The 19,410-nt window shown below is 50.8% G+C and carries 17 protein-coding genes, 1 tRNA gene and 2 pseudogenes; 5 read left to right on the forward strand and 15 right to left on the reverse strand.

The annotated features are described in order from the left end of the window. Nucleotides 1-226 (forward strand): annotated as a pseudogene (locus EV12_RS01930) (photosystem II q(b) protein); the annotation flags it as partial. 175 nt (nt 227-401) lie between these two features. Here EV12_RS01930 and EV12_RS01935 read toward each other — a convergent pair. Further along, a complete protein-coding gene (locus tag EV12_RS01935; protein WP_036911314.1) occupies nt 402-1,589 on the reverse strand; it encodes a TIGR00341 family protein in 1,188 nt (395 codons plus the stop codon). A gap of 690 nt (nt 1,590-2,279) precedes the next feature. Between EV12_RS01935 and EV12_RS13915 the strand changes: the two genes are divergently transcribed. Next, nucleotides 2,280-2,444: a hypothetical protein gene (locus EV12_RS13915; RefSeq protein ID WP_193742114.1), complete on the forward strand. Its 165-nt coding sequence runs from the start codon at nt 2,280-2,282 to the stop codon at nt 2,442-2,444. A 623-nt stretch (nt 2,445-3,067) separates the two neighbouring features. Here EV12_RS13915 and EV12_RS01940 read toward each other — a convergent pair. Next, nucleotides 3,068-3,139, reverse strand: a tRNA-Thr gene (locus EV12_RS01940). 138 nt (nt 3,140-3,277) lie between these two features. On the opposite strand from EV12_RS01940, the gene EV12_RS14925 reads away from it, so the two are divergent. Beyond that, nucleotides 3,278-3,442 carry a photosystem II assembly family protein gene (locus EV12_RS14925; RefSeq protein WP_413314967.1) on the forward strand — a complete coding sequence of 55 codons (165 nt, stop codon included), beginning with the start codon at nt 3,278-3,280 and terminating at the stop codon, nt 3,440-3,442. Nucleotides 3,443-3,475: 33 nt separating this feature from the next. Here the strand turns inward: EV12_RS14925 and EV12_RS13395 are convergent. The 5 genes and pseudogenes from EV12_RS13395 to rimP all read right to left on the reverse strand — a co-directional run. Next, a pseudogene (locus tag EV12_RS13395) lies at nt 3,476-4,033 on the reverse strand (low-complexity tail membrane protein); the annotation flags it as partial. Between the two features lie 25 nt (nt 4,034-4,058). Next, a complete protein-coding gene (gene infB / locus EV12_RS01950) occupies nt 4,059-7,436 on the reverse strand; it encodes a translation initiation factor IF-2 (RefSeq protein ID WP_036911318.1) in 3,378 nt (1,125 codons plus the stop codon). A gap of 63 nt (nt 7,437-7,499) precedes the next feature. Beyond that, complete coding sequence (locus EV12_RS01955) at nt 7,500-7,778, reverse strand: YlxR family protein (RefSeq protein ID WP_036911320.1); 279 nt, start codon at nt 7,776-7,778, stop codon at nt 7,500-7,502. Then, a complete protein-coding gene (gene nusA / locus EV12_RS01960) occupies nt 7,775-9,229 on the reverse strand; it encodes a transcription termination factor NusA (protein WP_036911322.1) in 1,455 nt (484 codons plus the stop codon). The genes EV12_RS01955 and nusA overlap by 4 nt, the downstream gene beginning before the upstream one ends. Nucleotides 9,230-9,282: 53 nt before the next feature. Then, nucleotides 9,283-9,747: a ribosome maturation factor RimP gene (rimP, locus tag EV12_RS01965; protein ID WP_036911324.1), complete on the reverse strand. Its 465-nt coding sequence runs from the start codon at nt 9,745-9,747 to the stop codon at nt 9,283-9,285. A 257-nt stretch (nt 9,748-10,004) separates the two neighbouring features. Here rimP and EV12_RS01970 point away from each other — a divergent pair, with 257 nt between their 5' ends. After that, complete coding sequence (locus EV12_RS01970; protein ID WP_036911326.1) at nt 10,005-11,117, forward strand: mechanosensitive ion channel family protein; 1,113 nt, start codon at nt 10,005-10,007, stop codon at nt 11,115-11,117. Nucleotides 11,118-11,159: 42 nt separating this feature from the next. Here EV12_RS01970 and EV12_RS01975 read toward each other — a convergent pair whose 3' ends face one another. The 3 genes from EV12_RS01975 to EV12_RS01985 all read right to left on the reverse strand — a co-directional run bounded on the left by EV12_RS01975 (nt 11,160) and on the right by EV12_RS01985 (nt 15,099). Further along, nucleotides 11,160-11,633 carry a hypothetical protein gene (locus tag EV12_RS01975; protein ID WP_036911327.1) on the reverse strand — a complete coding sequence of 158 codons (474 nt, stop codon included), beginning with the start codon at nt 11,631-11,633 and terminating at the stop codon, nt 11,160-11,162. A gap of 434 nt (nt 11,634-12,067) precedes the next feature. Beyond that, nucleotides 12,068-13,639, reverse strand: a complete 1,572-nt coding sequence (locus EV12_RS01980; protein WP_081939856.1) for a DUF1254 domain-containing protein — start codon at nt 13,637-13,639, stop codon at nt 12,068-12,070. A 26-nt stretch (nt 13,640-13,665) separates the two neighbouring features. Next, nucleotides 13,666-15,099, reverse strand: a complete 1,434-nt coding sequence (locus EV12_RS01985; protein WP_241466489.1) for a DUF1254 domain-containing protein — start codon at nt 15,097-15,099, stop codon at nt 13,666-13,668. Between EV12_RS01985 and EV12_RS14515 the strand changes: the two genes are divergently transcribed. Continuing rightward, the gene (locus EV12_RS14515; protein WP_241466490.1) at nt 15,020-15,325 is read left to right on the forward strand and encodes a hypothetical protein; all 306 of its coding nucleotides are present in this window, start codon (nt 15,020-15,022) and stop codon (nt 15,323-15,325) included. The genes EV12_RS01985 and EV12_RS14515 overlap by 80 nt on opposite strands. Before the next feature lie 54 nt (nt 15,326-15,379). Here EV12_RS14515 and grrM read toward each other — a convergent pair whose 3' ends face one another. The 5 genes from grrM to EV12_RS02010 all read right to left on the reverse strand — a co-directional run bounded on the left by grrM (nt 15,380) and on the right by EV12_RS02010 (nt 19,369). Further along, the gene (gene grrM / locus EV12_RS01990) at nt 15,380-16,543 is read right to left on the reverse strand and encodes a cyclophane-forming radical SAM/SPASM peptide maturase GrrM/OscB (RefSeq protein WP_036911331.1); all 1,164 of its coding nucleotides are present in this window, start codon (nt 16,541-16,543) and stop codon (nt 15,380-15,382) included. Nucleotides 16,544-16,562: 19 nt separating this feature from the next. After that, nucleotides 16,563-16,934 carry a GrrA/OscA1 family cyclophane-containing rSAM-modified RiPP gene (grrA, locus tag EV12_RS13050; protein ID WP_072014260.1) on the reverse strand — a complete coding sequence of 124 codons (372 nt, stop codon included), beginning with the start codon at nt 16,932-16,934 and terminating at the stop codon, nt 16,563-16,565. 124 nt (nt 16,935-17,058) lie between these two features. Then, a complete protein-coding gene (gene grrA / locus EV12_RS02000) occupies nt 17,059-17,406 on the reverse strand; it encodes a GrrA/OscA1 family cyclophane-containing rSAM-modified RiPP (RefSeq protein ID WP_036911429.1) in 348 nt (115 codons plus the stop codon). Between the two features lie 51 nt (nt 17,407-17,457). After that, nucleotides 17,458-18,339 carry an extracellular substrate binding-like orphan protein GrrP gene (gene grrP / locus EV12_RS02005; RefSeq protein WP_036911431.1) on the reverse strand — a complete coding sequence of 294 codons (882 nt, stop codon included), beginning with the start codon at nt 18,337-18,339 and terminating at the stop codon, nt 17,458-17,460. Nucleotides 18,340-18,517: 178 nt separating this feature from the next. After that, nucleotides 18,518-19,369, reverse strand: coding sequence for a formylglycine-generating enzyme family protein (locus tag EV12_RS02010; protein ID WP_052039448.1), 852 nt, complete (start codon nt 19,367-19,369; stop codon nt 18,518-18,520). Nucleotides 19,370-19,410 lie beyond the last annotated feature (41 nt).

A 19,410-nucleotide genomic window follows, 5' to 3' on the forward strand; every position in this document is an offset into this window, starting at 1 on the left:
CACCTCACTGGGTGTGAGCACGATGGCCTTCAACTTGAACGGCTTTAACTTCAACCAGTCGGTTCTCGATGCCCAAGGCAGAGTTGTACCAACCTGGGCTGATGTGCTCAACCGCAGCAACCTCGGTATGGAAGTGATGCATGAGCGTAATGCTCATAACTTCCCTCTCGACCTGGCAGCTGCTGAGTCCACACCTGTGGCTCTGATTGCTCCTGCGATTGGCTGATCATCCTGCTAAATAAAAGGTTTGGCAGCAGCTGAACCTGAAAGCCCCCTCCTTAGAGGGGGCTTTTTTTTATGATTGTTCTGTTGTATCAGCTCAGATCAGTTAACTCAGGGAGCTGCTGAAATAATCAAAACAACAATGTTCGCATCAGCTTCAAAGTCAAAGTCTTAGGTCTTCAGGGAGTCTTGGCCTCTGCTGGTTGAGTTGTCGCCTCATGAGCTCTTTGTTGCATATCTTTGTTCTCTTGATCTATGCCTAGTTCTTGAATTTGAAACTGTTCTTCTGTGTCTTTAATGGTATTTGTGGTGACTTCTGGAGTGGGATCTTTGATCAGTTTCCCTTCTCCCCCTTTGATCAGATTGGGTTCCTCTGGAGGACCTTCTACAACAACAACGCGTTGAACAATGAGTTGGTAATCCAGCTCTTGGCGTTTGTTGATTTCTTTCTGTACAGCTGAGACCTGCTTGAGGCTGGGCTGTGCAGGATTGGTGACCAGTACCAAAAGACGAATCTCTGGTGGGTTCTTGTCCCAGGCGATCTCAAGGTTTGCCACTTTTGCCTTCGCCTCCTTGCCACCGAAGGTCAGGGTCTCTCGCTTCAGGAAGGTCTTAATCGTGCGTTGAATCTCGTCGCGCGTCTCCTCCCTATCCTTTTCGCCAACAAGGCTCACAAACTGTGTGGTTAGGGGGATCAGCAGTAGTGCTGTTAGGCCAAACGTCACTAAAAATTTGGCCGCGCTGAGATTGTTTTCTCGCAGTCGCTGAAGAAAGGAGGGCTCTTTCCAGGCCATCATCACAAGCCCACCGCTAAGAATGCCGAGCAGGTTGGTAGCGAATAGCAAGCCGGCCCCGAAGGCATCGGCCCAGTTTTGATGGGCAATTAATAGACCCATCACACAGACCGGTGGAACGAGAGCCACGGCAATGGCTGTGCCGGCGAGGGAACTCACGGCGTCTCTGCGCAACTTTGCGTATATGGCCATTGCACCTGCGACTAAGGCGATGCCTAGATCGAGCAGGTTTGGACTCGTGCGGTCCATGACTTCCGAACCCAATTTGGGGAGGTTCGCGACTTCTCCCAGCAAGACGGAGAGCACGATCGTAATCATCACTCCTACGAAGAGGCTTAGGAGGGCATCCATCAACAGTCTTATGTCGCCAATTAACACGGCGAAGGCACTTGCTCGTAGGGGCTCGATCCATGGGGCGACAACCATCGCTCCAATCACCACCGCAGCATTGTTGGCCTGCAGGCCCAGGGTGGCAATCATGCTGGCGCCGATCGTCAGGACGACAAACACTTCATCGAGTTGGGCGTCCGCTTTGTAACTGTCGTGCATTCGCTTCAGGCGAGTGGATTCCATGCCTCTAATGACCTCGCCTAGGTGAACTTCTAGTTTGTTGGACTATTGTCCCAGATGTTTAGAGCTGTAATTGGAGGAGATCTTGTAATACTTATGCAGAACACTGGATTGGATTAGGCTCTATGGCAAGGATTAATTATTGTCTTTGAATTGACAGCTATAGCAAGCTAAGTTCAACCAAAGCTTGCTCAGCACTTGCCTTTTAGAATGTTAATTCTGCAGAGATTATTGCGCTGTATGGCGTTCGATAAGAATGGGTTGTCTTCGAGTGATGCTTAGGAATCTATTGCGCCTATAGTAGGCCTAGGTTCACGAGAATACGATGATGTCAATGACGACTTGCTAATAGCATTAATGATGCTTATGGGCAGTTAGCCTTGTCCGACTAATCTCGGACCTTGTACGATTGAGTGCCACAGATTTCTATTGGGGCAGTTGAATTCTCTTTGCTGCTGCTGCACGCTTGGCTTGTTTAGGTACGCAAAGGCGCCTGCTGGAGGGCAGCGCTGCTGAATGAGCAGCAAAACCAATGCATTTCCAGATGATTGTGAGGCCAATGCCTGCTTTTGCCGGCAGGGCTTATCTCCTGATATGTGATCAATCTCACAATCGCTGTTGACTCAGAACAATGCTTAGTTGGCAGATATGGAAGAGATTGTTTACAGCGATTAGAGTCACACCATGCAAAAGATGAAGCAATCTACTGAGCTTGGCAAAGGAATGATTGCCGTTGTTTTAGCGACAATTATTGGTGCTTCAACAGCGATCTTGTTGGATTCAGTGATTACACAGACTGGAACTGCCTTAATGGTTTTGAGACAGGATCATGTCAGCAAAGTTTTGCTCGATATCTAGGCCCAATAGCTCTGTTAATCAGTTCAGAAATCTGTTTTTTTAATTTAATTCCCTTTCTTTGATCAGCAATGATCTTTTGGAAGATCTGTTGAATCTTCATAGGGACCTTTGTTGATCTGCTTTGATTTATGGTGCATTCTAGATCGATGGCCTGGGCCGAGCAGAAGTAGTATGGGCTGTTTTTGGTTTATTTTAGATAAGTCTTTGCTGAAGCTCTTTGCATGATTCTAGATTTCTTCTCGTATTTAACCTTTTGAGGTCGTTGTCAAGTGCGCCAAACATATGTGACGTGCTCTTTTGCGCTCTTCTTTAGTGATCAGATTGCTAAGGCTTAGGCGATACAAACCTTGGATTATTCTTTAGGAATAGTGCCATACTTGTTTAAAGCTTTCTAAGCTAGATGAAGGGTTTGAAGGTATTCTGTCTGGTAGATCAGCGATGATTTGGCTAGTTGTGGGTCAGATACGCTAAAAGATGGCTGCTGATTGAGGAGCAATCAGGCCTAAGTAAGCCTTTTTTAGTATTTTGCTCATGGTTGGCTTTTGGCTATAGGTATTGGATATGCTTTTGGGTTTTAAAAGGCGTGTTGCTCCCAGTTCTCTGAGAAAGATTGCAAAGAGTGATGCCGGTGACGGGAATTGAACCTGCGACCTACTGATTACGAATCAGTTGCTCTACCCCTGAGCTACACCGGCACTGAGCGGAACTTAACATTCAAGCATTGTGCTTTTGAACTGTTGGGCGATTCTTCCGGTCCTGGCTCAAAGTTGGATCCTGAGCTAAGAGAACGACTGATCCAAGAGTCACTCAGCCCTTGGCGGGGTTTCCGGCGGGTGTTTTGGTTCGCTTTCTTCGCTTCCGCCTGTATCGGTCTGTTGACGATGGGCTTGCGTGCCTCCTCCGGGAGCATTGTTCCCCTCTCCGACCTCTTCATTCAGATCGGAGCTCTTCTCCTTACTGGTGGGTTGCTTTGGATTGACCGCCGTCGCGGGACTTGAAGATGTTGTTAGGAGTTCCGGCATGGTGAGCAGACTCAACCCCAGGCAAAGTCGTTCATTCTGAAGTTGGTCTTCGCTTAGACAGGGGGCCTGGGCAAGTTCCTGGTCGGAGCGGGTCAGAAGCCAGAGGCTCTGGGTGAGCTGTTGCCACTGCCAAAGAACGAGAGCAAGTAGGGGGACTGCCGTAAGCAGTGTGACCAGTCGAGAGCTGCCTTGTAATGGCGAGAGGTCCATCACCAAAATGGAAGATTGATCGATCCACCAGAACATCGCTAGTAGGGCTGTTGATCCGACCAAGAGGCTCAACCGAGGGATCAAGCCCTGCTGAAGACCACTGAGCTGACGCTGGACCTCTGAGCGTTGACTCACTGGGCGCCGCAGCAGCAGTAGTGATCCCCAGTCGGCAGGGCGTTGCCAGAGGACGAGGGTTGGCGTTAACACCGCTACAGCCCAGGTGAGTAGACGCTCTAAGACTGGAACAGGCCCCAGGTCTGCCCCGGCTAAAACCAGTCTCAGTAAAAGCAATTCTATCGGGATAGCCCCAATAGCGATGAGCTGAAGCCAGAGCAGTGGTTCGCGTTGGGCAATCACAACAAGTTGTAGGCGGGGCGAAACCTCATGAGCTACTCAGCGTGCGTCGCTTGGTCACCAGCTTGTGAGCTTCAATGATGTCGCGTTCTTCCCAGTTAGCAAAGCGATCGCAGCCGATGCCGCACTCGAAGCCTGTGGCCACCTCCTTGACGTCGTCTTTATTGCGGCGTAGGGAGTTGAGATCGCCTTCAAATACCACCTGTTTGGCACGCCGCACGCGCACTCTGCAGTTGCGCTGCAGCTTGCCTGTGGTGATGTAACAGCCCGCCACAGCGCTCTTGCCGATGGTAAATACGGCACGCACTTCTGCTTCTCCAAGCGATTCTTCCACCAGCTCTGGCTCTAGTAGACCTTCCATAGCCATCTGGATGTCTTCCAAAAGCTTGTAGATCACGTCGTAATCACGAACGTCTACACCCGTGGCATCCGCGGCCCGCTTGGCTCCAGAGGCCATGGATGTGTTAAAGCCCACAATCACAGCCCCGGATGCAGCCGCAAGATCCACATCAGTTTCGGTGATTTCACCCGGCGCGGAGAGCAGCACGCGGACCTGTACTTCATCCTTCGGCAATTGTTCCAAGGATCCCAGGATGGCTTCCACACTGCCTTGAACGTCGGCTTTGAGAATCAGGTTGAGTTCCTTGAGTTCGCCATCGCTTGCTTGGCCAGACATGGCTGCAAGGGACACCCTCCTTGAGGCCATCTGTTGGGCCAGCCTGGTGGCACGGGCATCGGAGGCGCGTTCTCCCACAACGGCTCTTGCTGACTTCTCATCTGGGTAGACCTCAAATTCATCTCCGGCTGTTGGCACTTCGCTGAAGCCGAGGGCCTCTACGGCACCAGACGGACCAGCTTGTTTGAGTCGGGCGCCGTTGTCGTCGACCATGGCTCGCACCTTGCCAAGCACTGGGCCGGCGGCGAGCACATCTCCGGTTTTGAGGGTGCCGTTCTGGATTAGCAATGTGGCAACAGGCCCTTTGGCCTTGTCGAGGTGAGCCTCGATAACGGTGCCTTTGGCCAGACGGTCAGGGTTGGCCTGCAAATCTTCAACTTCGGTGACCAGCAGAATCATCTCGAGAAGTTTGTCGATGTTCTCGCCCTTGATGGCACTTACGGGAACCATCACCACATCACCACCCCACTCTTCGGAGAGCAGGTTCTGATCAGAAAGTTCCTGCTTGACCCGTTCTGGAGAGGCTCCCTCCTTGTCCGTTTTGTTGATCGCCACAATGATCGGAACCTTGGCAGCGCGTGCGTGGCTGATGGCCTCCAGGGTCTGAGGGCGTACACCATCGTCAGCAGCAACCACGAGTACTGCTATGTCCGTGACTTTGGTGCCGCGGGCGCGCATGGCAGTGAAAGCCTGGTGGCCTGGTGTGTCAAGGAATGTGATCTGGCGGGGCTGACCGCCATGATCGATCTCTACCTGATATGCGCCGATGTGCTGGGTGATGCCTCCGGCTTCAACCGCGGCAACCCTGGCTTTGCGGATTGCATCCAGCAGGCTGGTTTTGCCGTGATCGACATGACCCATCACGGTCACCACAGGTGGACGGCGGATCAGGTGGGCTAGATCAGTCTCCTCAATCATCTCCGTTGTCTTTTTGGCTGCCTCCTCGATGTCGTCCTGAAGGACAGGCACCCCGAACTCCTCGGCCACTGCTTCGATGGTGGGAAGATCTAGTGACTGGGTGACTGTGGCGGTAATCCCTTTGAAGAAAAGGGATTTGATGATTTCGGAGCTTTCTATGCTGAGCATGTCTGCCAGCTCCTGCACTGTGAGGTTGGCCTCCGGGACAATCAGCATTTCTGGCCTTACCTGCTTCGCTTCGCGGGCTGCACGCAGCTCCATTGCCCGTCGGCGTTGCCTTTGTCGGGTGGTTTCTTTTTTGCGCTTGCGTAATGCCGCCACAGGTTTGGAGGCGGGCTTTTTCTGCGCTTTTGGTTTAGCGGGCCGGGCCAGGCTGGCCGTTAGTACGACGGCCTGTTGTTCTCCTGCGTAGCCGCTGGTTTCTGCGGTGAGGGCATCATCATTTTCCCCAATGATGTGCACCTTCTGGCGCTGCTTCTGGGGAGACTTGTTGCGTAGGGCTTCCAGCTTGGCGCTGTCGTCCCACTCCGGTCTACCGGGCCTCCTTGGGGCTCCGGCAGCAGGGGCTTGAGCAGGGCGGTGACCAGGTCTTTTGGGTGCTGTGGGTGCTGTGGCAGTGCGTTCCACTGGTGGAGTTGCTCCCTCGGATCCTCCGCGGGTTCCAACGCTGGTTCCGTCCGGCCGTCGTGGCGGTGGTGTGCCAGGTCGACCGGTGGGCTTTTGAAGCTGCATCAGCTCTCCAGGAGCCACCGGTTTGCGCATGCCTGCAGGCATCCCTGGGCGGGTGGGGGCTCCTGGGCGGTTGTTGTTATCCCGTGCTGCGGAGCCAGCGTCGGATCGATCACGCCGAATGGGCTTGCCCACTAATTCGAGGGTGTTGCCGGCAGAACGAGGCTGTCCTGGTCTGGTTTTGCCTTGCCGTATGGGGGCGCCTGGTCGCTGGGGCGTGTTAGCGCGCTGATTTGGTCCGCCGATCGGTCGTGGACTAATTCCGGGTCGTTTTTTGTCAGGGCGTTGTCCCTCTGGCTCTGGTCGGCTCGGAGGGGCTACGACAGGACGCTTTGGTTTAGGGCGTCCCACCAGTTCTGGCTTTGGAGCTTTGCGATCAGATGGGATTGATGGCTTGGCCGGTGGTGCGCTGCGTCCTGGCGCTGCTGGCGATTGTGGCCTAGAGACGATTTTGGGACGAGGGCCTTCTCCACTAACGGTGGTTGCTTTACTCGAATTAGACGTCTGACCTACGCGTGGGTCTTTGCCCCCCGTGCTTGGAGGCACGGGTGAGGAGGGTTTGTTTGCTGATCTTGGTGCAGGAGCGGTAGGTCGGCTGGGGGTTGCTGGACGACTTATAGGAGTGTTGACCGGTCGAGCTGCTGTTTTAGGGGGCGAGCTTGCCGCGGTGGGAGTGGGGTTTGCTGGGCGAGTCGGTGGAGCAGGATGAGCGACTGATTCCGTTGAGGGTCGCTCAGGGCCTGTGGGAGTGGGGTTTGTAGGGGCGGATGGCTTGACGTGGCTGATCTCTGAGCTGCTTGTAGCTTTTCGCATTGGTGGCGCAACGTCCTTAATGGCAGTGGGCGCTGCTTTTTTCAAAGACAGAATTGTCTTCCCAGGCTCTGACTTGCTTGGTGGAGATGAATTAGCAGCGGAGCCTTGGCGCAACAGGCCACGGATGCGCTTTGCTTCATCGTCACTGATGGAACTGCTATGGCTCTTGGCCGCAATTGAGAGTTTCTCAGCGGCATGGAGCACGTCCTTGTTCTCAAGGCCTAGGTCCTTGGACAGCTCATAAATTCTGATTTTGCCGCTGCTGGTCATTAAAAGCTCCTGTCGGTCCGGGCACGAAGTGCCTCGGGGCTCCAAGCAAGTCGGGGCCATTGTTTATTTTGCCTCAGCGGCGGAATCAAAGGAGTGATTGAGCCGCTTTTGCAGCACCTCCACAACGCTTTTAGGCACCTGGCAACGCAGGGTTTTCTGTAGACGTTTGCGGCGGAGTGCCTCCTCTAGGCAGGCCTCGTTTGGACAGAGATAGGCCGATCGACCCATCCCTTCATCGAGGACTACACCCTCCTGATGGTCGCGTATCACCCGCCAAAGCTGCTGGCGATCCAGCAGTTGACGACAGGTCACGCAGCGACGCAGGACGGGGCGTTGGTTCACCGGGCTCTGTCCTCTTCCTCTACTGATACTGATTCTTCATTTGAGAGTTCTTCGCTTGATTCGTCAGGTTTGCTGCTTAAGTCGTCAGGTTGGCCGTCGGATGCATTTTCGTCTTCAGCCATCGTCTTAGCAGGTTCTTCTTGGTCGTAATCTTCTTCATCTTCCGGTAGGGGGTAAAGCTCTCTTAGGCGTGCATCCTCTTCTGCTCGGGTGGCTTGTTCAGCAGCCAAACGGGTTTCGGCATCGCGTTGGAGAGCCTCTTCTTCCTCTCTCTGAGAAATCAGCTCGGCGACGGTGGTGTCCTCACTGGCCTGGTCATATTCCTGGGAGTTTTTGATGTCGATTTTCCATCCGGTTAGACGAGCTGCTAGGCGTACATTTTGTCCTTCTCGTCCGATGGCCAGGCTTAGTTGATCTGGGGGGACTAGGACGTGGGCATGCTGCCCTTCTGGATCCACCAGTCGCACCATCTCAACGCGAGCAGGGCTAAGGGAATTGGCAATGTATTGACCCGGGTCAGGTGACCAGCGGATCACATCGATTTTTTCGCCGCGTAGTTCATTGACCACTTGCTGAATGCGTGAGCCGCGGGCACCGATGCAGGCGCCGACAGGGTCCACTTCACGTTCAATGCTGTCAACTGCCACCTTGGTGCGTGGGCCCACGGAACGAGACGGAGGATTGGCTTCACGGGCTACGGCCACAATGCGCACTGAGCCTTCTTGGATTTCGGGCACCTCGTTCTCAAACAGGTAAACCACTAGTCCGGCGTTGGAGCGGCTAACGAACAACTGAGGCCCTCGTCGGGGCACTTCGCTGACTTCCTTCAGAAAGACTTTAAAGGTGGCGTTGGCGCGATAATTGTCGTTGGGGAGCTGGTCGCGGCGTGGGAGCTCGGCCTCCACTTCAGGGCGCCCAAGACCAGAACTCACGGCCATGATCACCGAATGACGTTCAAAACGGATCACACGAGCTGTGAGCACGGGATCTTCTAGATCGGCAAATTCCTCCTGAATCATGCGGCGCTGCTGGTCGCGTAGCTTTTGCGCCAGTACCTGTTTGGTTGTGGCGGCAGCCATCCGGCCGAAGTCTTCCTTCTCGGGGGTGACATCGAGCACCACGGTGTCACCGATCTGGGCGTCTTCAGCGACTTGCATCACTTCTTGAAGAGCAATCTGGTGGTCTTCGCTTTCCACCTCTTCAACGATGATTTTGCTGGCTAGGACCCGATAACCTTCATCGTCCAGCTCTAGTCCAACATCGAAGTTACTGAAATACTCTTCTTCGAAAGGGTCCTCACTGATACCTAGATAAAGAGTGCGTCGGTAGCGTTCATATCCTTTGAGGAGGGCTTCACGCAGGGCTGCTTCCACCACTTGGGCAGGGAGTTTCTTCTCCTCGCTGATGTCTTCGATCAGGTTGTTGAGGCCGGGGAGTAGAACGAGAGCCATCGACGATGGAAAGAGTGGAAAGGTGCTGAAGCTGAGCTGATCGTTACGGTGATTTAGCCCGTGGGGTTGGTAAGGCGAACGCAGGTCACAGCCTTACGTGGTATGCGTTGAATGCGTCCCATGATGTTGATGTGCACATGTTCGTCGGATCGTTTGTGCAATAGACCGGCTTGATGAAGGTCTGAATCGTCGTCACGGAAGCTGATCTCCACAGGGAAGCCTCGGAAAGTCAGGAAGTCCTGATCACTGTGGAGCTGATCACCGATCCCTGGACTGCTGATTTCCAGAACATACGCTTCAGTAAAAAGTTGGGAAGCCTCGAGGGCTTCAGCCATAGATGCGCTGAAATGAGCACAGTCGTCGAGGGAGACATCACTGCCATCCTTGCGACGGATCTGCACCTGGATGGTCATAGGAATCAGATGGGTGAATACCTGTACACAGCAAAGTTTGTAGCCCCTTCCAGTAGCCGTCGCCGAGGCGAGGGTTTCCAGGTCCGGGAGCAGAGGATGAGGCAAAAGCAGGGGAAAGGTTGGACTTCTGGCCCGACCGGCTTCAGAAGTGACCTGCCTCCCGAAGGAGGTACCCGCCAGGCATCAAGACAATCTAGGTGATGGCCACTTCATGCTGTGTTCAACTAATGGCGAGGAGGCGATCAAGCCATCGAGCAGCTGGAGGATTCGCTAGTTAGCGCCGCCCGGCCGTTTAGCAGTGATTGGCTGCGCCGAACTGACGCTTCGTAGACAATTCAAATCTGTGCGGATGCATTTTGCTTATGCCTCTGATTACACCCCTTCCCTTCAATCTTCAGGTGCCGATTGTCGGCCTTGTTTTAGCCATTGTCAGTTGGTTGTTGCTAGACACTCTTGGCAGGCGGTTCCGCTCAGGTTCGTTGAGGCGTGGATTGCTGCTCAGTAGCAGGCAAAGCATTTCCCTGAGTTGCGCACTTGTAGGAGTGATTTGTTGGCTGTTGGACTTGTTGGATCCGTCATTGATTCAATTCCCGCGTGATGGCGTTAAGGCGTTTGGAATTCTTGTGGTCATAGGTCTTTCCTGGACGCTGCTGTCTTGGAAGAAGGAGCTCAAGCAAAACCAAGAGAGGTATGCCACTCAGATGTTGCGGGGCTTTGGGGAAAAAGACAGGCGGTTCCTGTTCGATGTTGTTCAGAAGACCATCGGTATTGCAGCGATGGTCATTTTGTGGCTGGAGGTGATGCATCTGATGGGTATTTCACCGGCCGTACTGGTTACCGCCGGTGGGGTTGGTGCCGTTGCATTGGGTTTCGGGGCCAAGGGGATTGTTTCGAATTCCCTAAGCGGCCTAAGTCTTTACGTTAATCGTCCGTTTGTGGTAAGTGACTACATCGATATTCCTTCCGAAAATCTTTCTGGAAATGTAGAACATATCGGTTGGTTTTATACCAAGTTGCGTTCCTCTGATCGCCAACCAGTGTACATACCGAACAACATCTTTACAAGTAAGCCGGTTGTTAATATTGCTGATATAGATAACCGTAGGATTTGGATTGAATTTGGTGTTAATTATGGTGATCGTAGAAGGATTGAGTCGATTGTGAGTGATCTTCAGCAGGTTTTAGTTAATCATCCAGATATAGATCAGAGCAAGAAAATGGCCGTGAATTTTACCGGTTATGGCGATTCTAGTCTGAATCTACGCTTGGTTTGTTATTCCTCTAGTGGAAACCTAAGCGATGCCTGGGCCTTGCAGCAGAGGCTGCTTCTCAAGATTGGTGATGTGGTTGAAGAGCATGGTGCAGGCATGCCATTCCCCACCCGCACTTTGATTCATTCAGGCTCCAATCAAATACCACAAATGATGAATCCTCTGATAGGAATCAATGAAGAATCGGGTGAAGGTGCAAGTTGACCCTCCCCGATTCTCTTGTCAATTTCTAATATTTAGAATAGATTACCGGCAGCCCTGAACAGAAATTCTGTAACTGAATCCTGTTGCTCCTGGATCCTTTGCTGTTCCTATCTTGAAATTCACTTGGCTTACCGCTTTCCCGGGAATTGCTTGGATAGGACCAAACATCTTGCCGGTACCCATTGGTGGCCGCATGGATTCGTTGACGACTTGTAGGTTGCTGCCATCGCTGAACTTGAGGAAGGCCTGAATTGGGTAGCTGGCGGAATCGGTTGAATCTGCAGTGAAGAATAGTTTGTAATTGCGATAGGGCTGATTAACAGCAAAGTCTGTATTCCAGTTTGTGCGGCCAAAGGCACTTCCCATCAACCCCTTTGGACGCTCTACTCTCTTTTTGATGATCTTGTTGCCATCACCGCCAATAGGCATTAGGAATTCACAATTGGCCATGGTTGCCTGAGGGGTAAGCAGTGAGGCCATCACCAGGCCAACGGCCACAAAGCGTGATTGATTCATAGGAAAGGAATATTCACATCCATAATGATGGCGGGATTGGAGTTTTGCAGTGCAATTGTAATTCTAGTTAGCCCTTATCACGCAGGTAAAGACCCGCAGGTATCTGTGAAGACTAGGGTTTGCTGCAATTGGCTAATGATTTGAGTAAATGCGTTCTTCAGTCAAGTCCATCAGTTTGCTTGCAATACTTAGCGTATACATCAGTGCCTAAACTGTTTTGATAGCTGGTGATTGTTAAGCCGCTGCGTGAGCTCCCTCCGATTGATTGTCACCAGTGGCCTTTCTGATGCGATCTCAGGAGGTTTGCTCACGGTGCATGAAGACGTTGGGGCCAACGCTTAGTTCGGTTAATCAGTGACTTGCTAATAATGATAACCAGCACCAAGCTTTATCCAAATCAACCTCGGTTGTCTGAACGATCAACGTCTTGGTAATCAGTTCATCTTTTTGATGGCTCCGAGCCTCCAGGTTTGATTGAACCAGGGATCAAGTGGCCCATAGAGCCGCAGAATCCCAAACCAACCTTTACTGGGGATGGTTTTGATCCAATTTGCTTTTTTCCCTTCTGGTGCCTTGGGGCCGAAGTAAAGATCCACGGAACCATCATTATTCACCAGCATGTCTTGGTTGCGTTTGCTGTTTTTACTTGGATAGGGCTGTTCTTTGCTCTGCAGCATGGAGCGGGTCTGGGGGTCGTAAACCACAAACGACCAGAAATCCTTTGCAGGCGCTTTGGCTGGAATCGTGAGTTTGTATGTGGAACTGCCATCGAGGTAATTGCCATCCGCATCACTTGCGGTGTAGGCGTATTGCGAACCTAAGCCTGGAATCTCAAGCTGCATGGCCGGTGTATTGACTGTTGCGAGATAAAAGTAAAGGCTGCGGGCATCGATAAAGCGTCCGCCTTGCCCCTTGTCTTTAAGCCACTCATAGCTTCCACCAAGGAAACCTGTTTTCCAGCCACCCGTCTGATCTTCATAGATGAAAGTGTTGGGATCACGTGGCAAAAATGTGATTGCGCGAGCAGTAGCGTTACCAATAGCTACTGCTTCGATAAGAATATCTTTCATACGCGCATCGGGATTGAAGCTTTTACCCTTCTCGATCCCAATTGCTGCCAATACTCCAAGTAGCTCTGGAGAAAAAACAGATGATGACTCTCGCTGAATTACATCATTGAGCTCATCGTAGAAGCTGTAGTTGTTGGCGTGGATTGTATTAACATTTTTGCCTGTGAAATTCTTGAATTCCATCGCAGGAGGAGCATTCTTTTCTGCAAGAGGATAAATTTTCAGGCCTTCCTGAAAGTTGTTGATAGCAGTATCAGTCTTTCCTTCCTGATCAAGGAATCCTCGTAAGATCAGCCAGTTAATTCTGCTGGGAGTTTTGGCAACAAAATAGCCCTCTGGGATGACTCCTGAATAGCTCTCAGGGACGATTAAATATTTGCCTCCTTTGCCTTTGTCGGGACCCGGTCCACCCATGTCCACAATAAAGCGGAAATAGGCATCGTTGACGGTGCCAGGACCCATCCCTGGTGGTACTTCAATGACGATCGGGCCATTGTTTAGATCGAGGAAGGTAGAAGCGTAGACCGTGTCAGTATTTCCGGTGAGCCAGAGCGAGTCTGAGCTCATTAAATTTTCAAAAAGCCCTACCTGGTTACTTGATTTGATGCCATAGTCATCACGATGACCTACATACATCATTTCCATGGAAGCTGCAGGAATGAAGTTTAGAAATGCTCTGACTCCACGGCCAAGGTCAACTTGATAACGAGCGCGTTCAATCGTCTGATCATCAGGTAGACCATCAAAATAGTTGAGATCCCCTATGCGGGTTTTCACTTTGTCTGGCGTTAGAATATCTTGAGGGATCGGAGTATTGAAACCCTTGGGTATTTGATCTTTGGCTCTGGCAACTAGGCCACAGGATAATGATGTAAGGGCAAGTGCGGAAACGGCAATTTGGAAAGCATGTGAGGTTTTCATTGGAGTAAAATTCATTGTTGATGAGGTGATGACTGCTGTTATTAGTCGAGTCTTTGGATATCATTTGGCTGCCAACTTTCGTCAAACCAAGACTCAAGTGGCCCATATAGACGCAGTAGAGCGAACCAACCTTTCTCAGGGATTGTTTGAATCCAGTTAGAAGCTTTCCCGTTAGGAGCTTTGGGCCCAAAGTAAAGATCAACCGATCCGTCATCATTGATCAGGATGTCTTTGTCTCGCTTGCTGTTCTTGCTTGGTAGAGCTTGTGTGGTCTGTAGTTCCGAACGAGTTTGTGGGTCATAGACCACAAAAGACCAGAAATCCTTTGCAGGAATATTGGCTGGCAGGTTGAGTCTGTAGTTTTTGCCACCATTGAGAAATTTCTTTTGGGAATCGGTAGCAATCAGGCCGTACTGGGAGCCCACACCTGGCATTTCAAGCACCATGGCTGGAGTATTGACAGTGGCAAGCCAGAAATACATTGCCCTTGCGTCTAAGTTTCGCCCTCCTTTGCCTCCATCACGAAGCCATTCATGACTACCACCAACAAAAGGAGTAGTCCATTGTTTGCCGTCGTAGAGGTATGCCGATCGATCCCTGGGTCTTGTCATCTCTGACCTTGCATAAGCAACGCCAACTTGGACCGCTTCCTCCATCGTGCTTCGTAACGCAGGCGGAGGATTAAAAGGCACTCCTTTTTCCATCCCAATGGAGGAGGCGAGTCCCCGAATCTCTGGATCTAGGAAGTTGATGGGTTCCCTCTGAATAACTTCATTCAGCTCGACAAAAAATTGAAAATTGTTGGCATGAACAGTGTTAAACACAAGATCTCCTGCTTCAATGAATTTCATTTTAGGTTGAGAATCTTTGAGGCGATAAGGATAAATATGGAGATCTGATTTGTAACTCTGAACTGCTTTATCAGGACTGCCATTTTTATCCAAGAATGCCCTCATTATTAGCCAGTTTGAGTATGTGGGAGAACGGAACACAAAGTAGTCTTTGCTGTCCGATGGCTCCTGATCACTGGGACCAAGGATTAAGTATTTCCCTCCCTTGCCTCTGTCAGGACCGGGGGCGCCAGTGTCAGCGACAAAGCGGAAAAATGCATCATTGATCGTGCCTGGGCCAAGGCCCGCAGGGATATTGATTACAAGCGGTCCGGTTTTACTTAGGTCGAAGAAAACGGAACCGTAAACAGTGTCTGTATTGCCTGTGAGAAATATAGGGTTGGATTCTAAAGGCGACATTAACATGACTTCATTGTAGTCATCTACCCCCATCTTTGTATGTCCTTGCCTCAGCATTTCTATGCTCGCAGCAGGCATTAATGACAAGAATGTTTCGTACGCATGGATGAAATCTAGATTTTCATAGGCAAGTTTTGCACTTGCCTTGTCAGGCAGTCCATCGAAGAAATTAAATGTACCTATGCTTGTTTTAACTGTATCTGGAGTGAGGATGCCTGAGGGTATTGGAGTAGTGAAATTCTGGGATACTTTTTTTGATGCCGTTGTCTCTGCAAATCCCATTGGGCTTGACAATCCATTCGCCAATGTGCTTATTAGTATCCCCGCTATCGCCGAAGAAACTCTGCGATTACGGATAGACCGAGTGAATGGACTGATCATGATTACATCGCTGTTCATGTCTTTTTATTATACTGATAAATCTTTGAGGATGGCTTGTACGTTGCTTTAAGCAGCACAAACTTCAACTCTTGCTGCTCGAATATTACTTGAGTTAAAAACGAGTTTAGTTGTCTATTGGAGGGCCAGATTTGAAGCGATCTAATAGAACATCTACAGGTATCTTACTGTTAAAGCGACAAGCATTTGTTTCACTACTGTTCAGGCTTCCGTGCTCCCAGAACTTATTGCTTCCCATGCCACCTCCGCAGAAGCCGAAGTAGTTACATTCTTTCTCGCAGCGTTTCACGCCAGATAGCATATCGCTCCATAATGTCTTGAATCGCTCGGTCTTAGCTGCTTCCATCAGCGAAATCGTACGGATGCTACCAAGATCAAATGTGCCATAGAGCTTTGATGATACTGAAAGAAGTTCAGGGTCAAAGGTTGAGAAATTACCCTGCCAATCCACACTCAGAATTGAGTAAGGTCGATTGAGTTCATTTTGATTGAGCCGCCGATCTTCGCGAATCAGACTGATCACCTGATCAAACTCCCTCAGTACAATTGGGAAACCATCCTGCTCACTTAACTGCCAGAAGGTTTGGAGGAACTGACGATACTGTTCCTCACGCTCGTAGCCCTGCATGGATGAACTTGTATGTTCGCCTTCTTGTTCTTCAACATTGAAGCCAACAGAACGAATTTCATTGTCACGGAAGAATTGATACATCCCATTTGGATCATCCATTGCTGTTGCGGTTACAACGGCAATCGCATGAAATGGGATTTTGTTTCGCTTGAGTGCTTCGATGCCTCGCATTGAGTGGACATGAGAGCCTTCCCCATTACGGAAGCAACGATTGGCATCGTGTATGTCCTTGGGGCCATCCACACTGATGCCAACATTGATCTGATTCCTGCGAAAGCATTCACACCAAGCATCGTTAATCAGTGTGGCATTGGTTTGTACATGTTGTTCAACATGCACTGTTCCATTAGTCCATTTTTCAACAGCTTCGTTGATTAATTGTGTGGCTTTGTCGTAGTAGCTGCAGGGTAAAGTGAGTGGCTCCCCTGCATGCCACACCAGGCTTAGCTCTTCACCAAAGAAGGGGCTTTCAAAGATGCGTTGCATCAGTAAAGGCAAAAGCTCAAGATCAAAGATCTTGCGGCTTTTACGATCTGGTAGATAGCAGTATGAGCAGTCCAGATTGCATAGAGAGGTGGACTGAATAACCACCAGGCCGATTGGGCCGAAGCGACTGATGTTGGGACTTGCTGTTGTCATTGAGATCAATGTTGTCTGCTTACCAGTTCAAGAAACCCCCACTACCATTTTTCCACTTGCCACTGCTTCCATTCCTCCAACCACCATTTCTCCATCCACTACTGTTCTTCCAACTTTTTCCGCTTCCATTTTTCCATTTGCCACTACTACTACCATTCTTCCATGAATTTCCACTACCATTTTTCCATGAGCGTGCCTGATCAGTTTCGCCAGATATTGCATTATTAGGCCCGAGAAATAAGCTCCAACTACTGTTGCGGATGTCTTTGATGCTCGCTTCAATGGGGTTAGAAGTATTTGGTTGGCTGTAAACCGTAGCCTCTGCAGATTGCGTGATTACAGCAGAAGTTGCTAGTAATGCATATAGACTGATTAGAGAGCGAGTTGCCATGGTGTAATTAATACAGTATTCGAGCAGTTTAAGTCAGCACTATTGGTGATAAATGCATCGATCAAAGCATTGATGAGTGTCATTGCTTTGATCGATGATGTCGCTTAGGTGGGCTGATTAATCGTTACCAATTAGCAAAGCCACGGCCCCCGTAGCCGCCATTCATCCAGCCGCCTCCGCCATTGCCCCATCCTCCGCCATTGCCCCAACTTCGGCGAATAACCCCACCACCACCATTCCCCCATGCGCGGCCACCACCGTTGCCCCATGCTCGAGCAACATTCCTTTCATTAGAGTTTGATTGATCCTCTTTAAGTAATGCTTCCCAGCTGCCAGTTCGAACAGTTTGAATTTTCGCTTCGATGGGATTCGAAAGGTTAGGTTTATTGTAAACGGCAGCTTCAGCAGACTGCACGACAACAGCTGATGAAGCCAGAAGTACATATATGCCGAGTAGTGAGCGAGGTGTCATGAGTTTGTAGAAAAGAGGATGTGAAGGATTGGAATTAGAATTTTCAAGCAATCAACGCAAAGATAATTGAGCAGCGGTAGATAAGACTGTGGCGTAGTAGGCCTTGATCAATTCTTGCTTGAGATTCACTGCACTTCCTGGACCAATCCAGCGATTGATCATTGTTTGAACAGGGGCAACATCATTGACATAGCCTTGCAGGATCTTGCCGATGGCGATGTTGCTGTAATTCAGCATTGTGGAGTTGTTTTCTGGAATGATGCAGGCGATACCTGAGCGGCCGTAAGGAACGATTGGCACGATATCGGCGTTTGGCGCCACACTAGCTTTATTGGCCTTGAGCCAGAGACTGTCTCCACCGAGCATGTCAACAGATCCAGAGCGCATGGCGGCAAGAGCTGCTGCTGGAGAGTCGTAGGAGACGTACTTCGCTTGTGGTGCTGCTGTTCCGAGAGTTTGTGCAGCAACGGTGTCTTTAATCACCCCAACAGTGTTGCCAGCAAGAGATGCGGGAGTGCCATCATTGCCGACAGGGGCTAGTACCCTCACCCCGCCCACGGCAAACGGGATGGTGTAGTCCACAAGCATTGCCCTTTCCCATGAGTAGGCAACACCACAGGCGATGTCTGCTTTGCCGCTCAGCAGGGCATCTTTTGCCTCTTGTACTGAGTTCACCTGTAAGGCATTAAGCCTGATCGGCTTGCCGGCAAATGCCTGAAGTTCATTCTTGATAGCTGCAACAACATCTATTGCTAGGCCTTTGAAGCCGGCGTCGCTCTTGGTAGCAAATGGCAGCTCGTCACCGATAACAACCGCGTTCAGCTTGCCACTGCGTACAACCGACTCCATGGAGGTCTCTGCTGAGACTGGCTGGGTTGTTAAGGCAGCTAATGCGAATAAAGAGCTGACAAAGGCGATACCTCGTGTCTTCATCAAGATACTGATTAGTAGATAAGCAAATTTTACTTTGTATGCACAAACAAGAGTGAGCCTATGGAACATTGTTATGAAAACTGACTGACCTGGATTCATCTTTTGTTGCGAACTGCGTACGATTGCAGTTGAAATTTGTCCTAGTGAAGGGGTTGATGCTCTTTAAGTGAGTCAGCAATCAAGGTCCTCCTTTTGCACAGCGAAAGCCCATGTGACAGGTGGCTGTGTCTACTGTCTGGCCTTGTAGTGCAGAGGGTCGATAGCGGACGCAGTAATTATCTGCGCAGAGAAACGATCCGCCTTTGATCGTTCGCCGTTCCTGGTGGCCTGACGCCACGGGATAAACAGAGTTGGTCCATTCCCACACATTTCCGCAAACATCCAAGAGTCCATAGCCGTTGGCAGGAAAGCTGCCAACGGGCGAAGTCCAGAACCAGCCGTCTAACTCCTCGTTGTGCCACGGGAAAGGACCTTGCCAGATGTTCGCCATCCAGCGGTTATTTGGAGTGAGTTCATTCCCCCAGGCGTATTGGGCATCGACAAGACCTCCGCGGGCGGCGACTTCCCACTCCTCAGCAGAGGGGAGACGCTTGCCAGCCCAATGGGCATAGGCCATGGCGTCGGCGTAGGCGACATGCACGACAGGGTGATCATCAAGGCCATCGAGATTGCTTTTGGGTCCTTGGGGGTGACGCCAGTCAGCCCCAGCCACAAGCGCCCACCAGCTCAGGGGTTTGCTGCGATCCACCGTTGCTGGAGGTGGTTGAAATACAACTGATTCAGGGATGCGCTCCTCGGGCGGTAGATCGGGATAGAGCGTTGGATCAGGTGGTAGCTCCGAGACTGTGAGATGCTGCGTGTCGCTTACGAAAGCTCGGAACTGGGCATTGGTGACTGGCCCTACGTCGATCTGGAATGAGTCAAGCTGCACTTCTCGCGCGGGTGCTTCCTCCGGATAGCAGCGAACTGAACCATCCGGATAGCAGCGGTCACAACCAACCCGATAGAGCCCTTCGGGGATGGTTGCCATCTCTACTGATAAAGATGTGGTCACAATTAAAGTCTGCAGGG

Origin of the sequence: Prochlorococcus sp. MIT 0701 (genome assembly GCF_000760295.1) — a bacterium.
Lineage (GTDB): Bacteria > Cyanobacteriota > Cyanobacteriia > PCC-6307 > Cyanobiaceae > Prochlorococcus.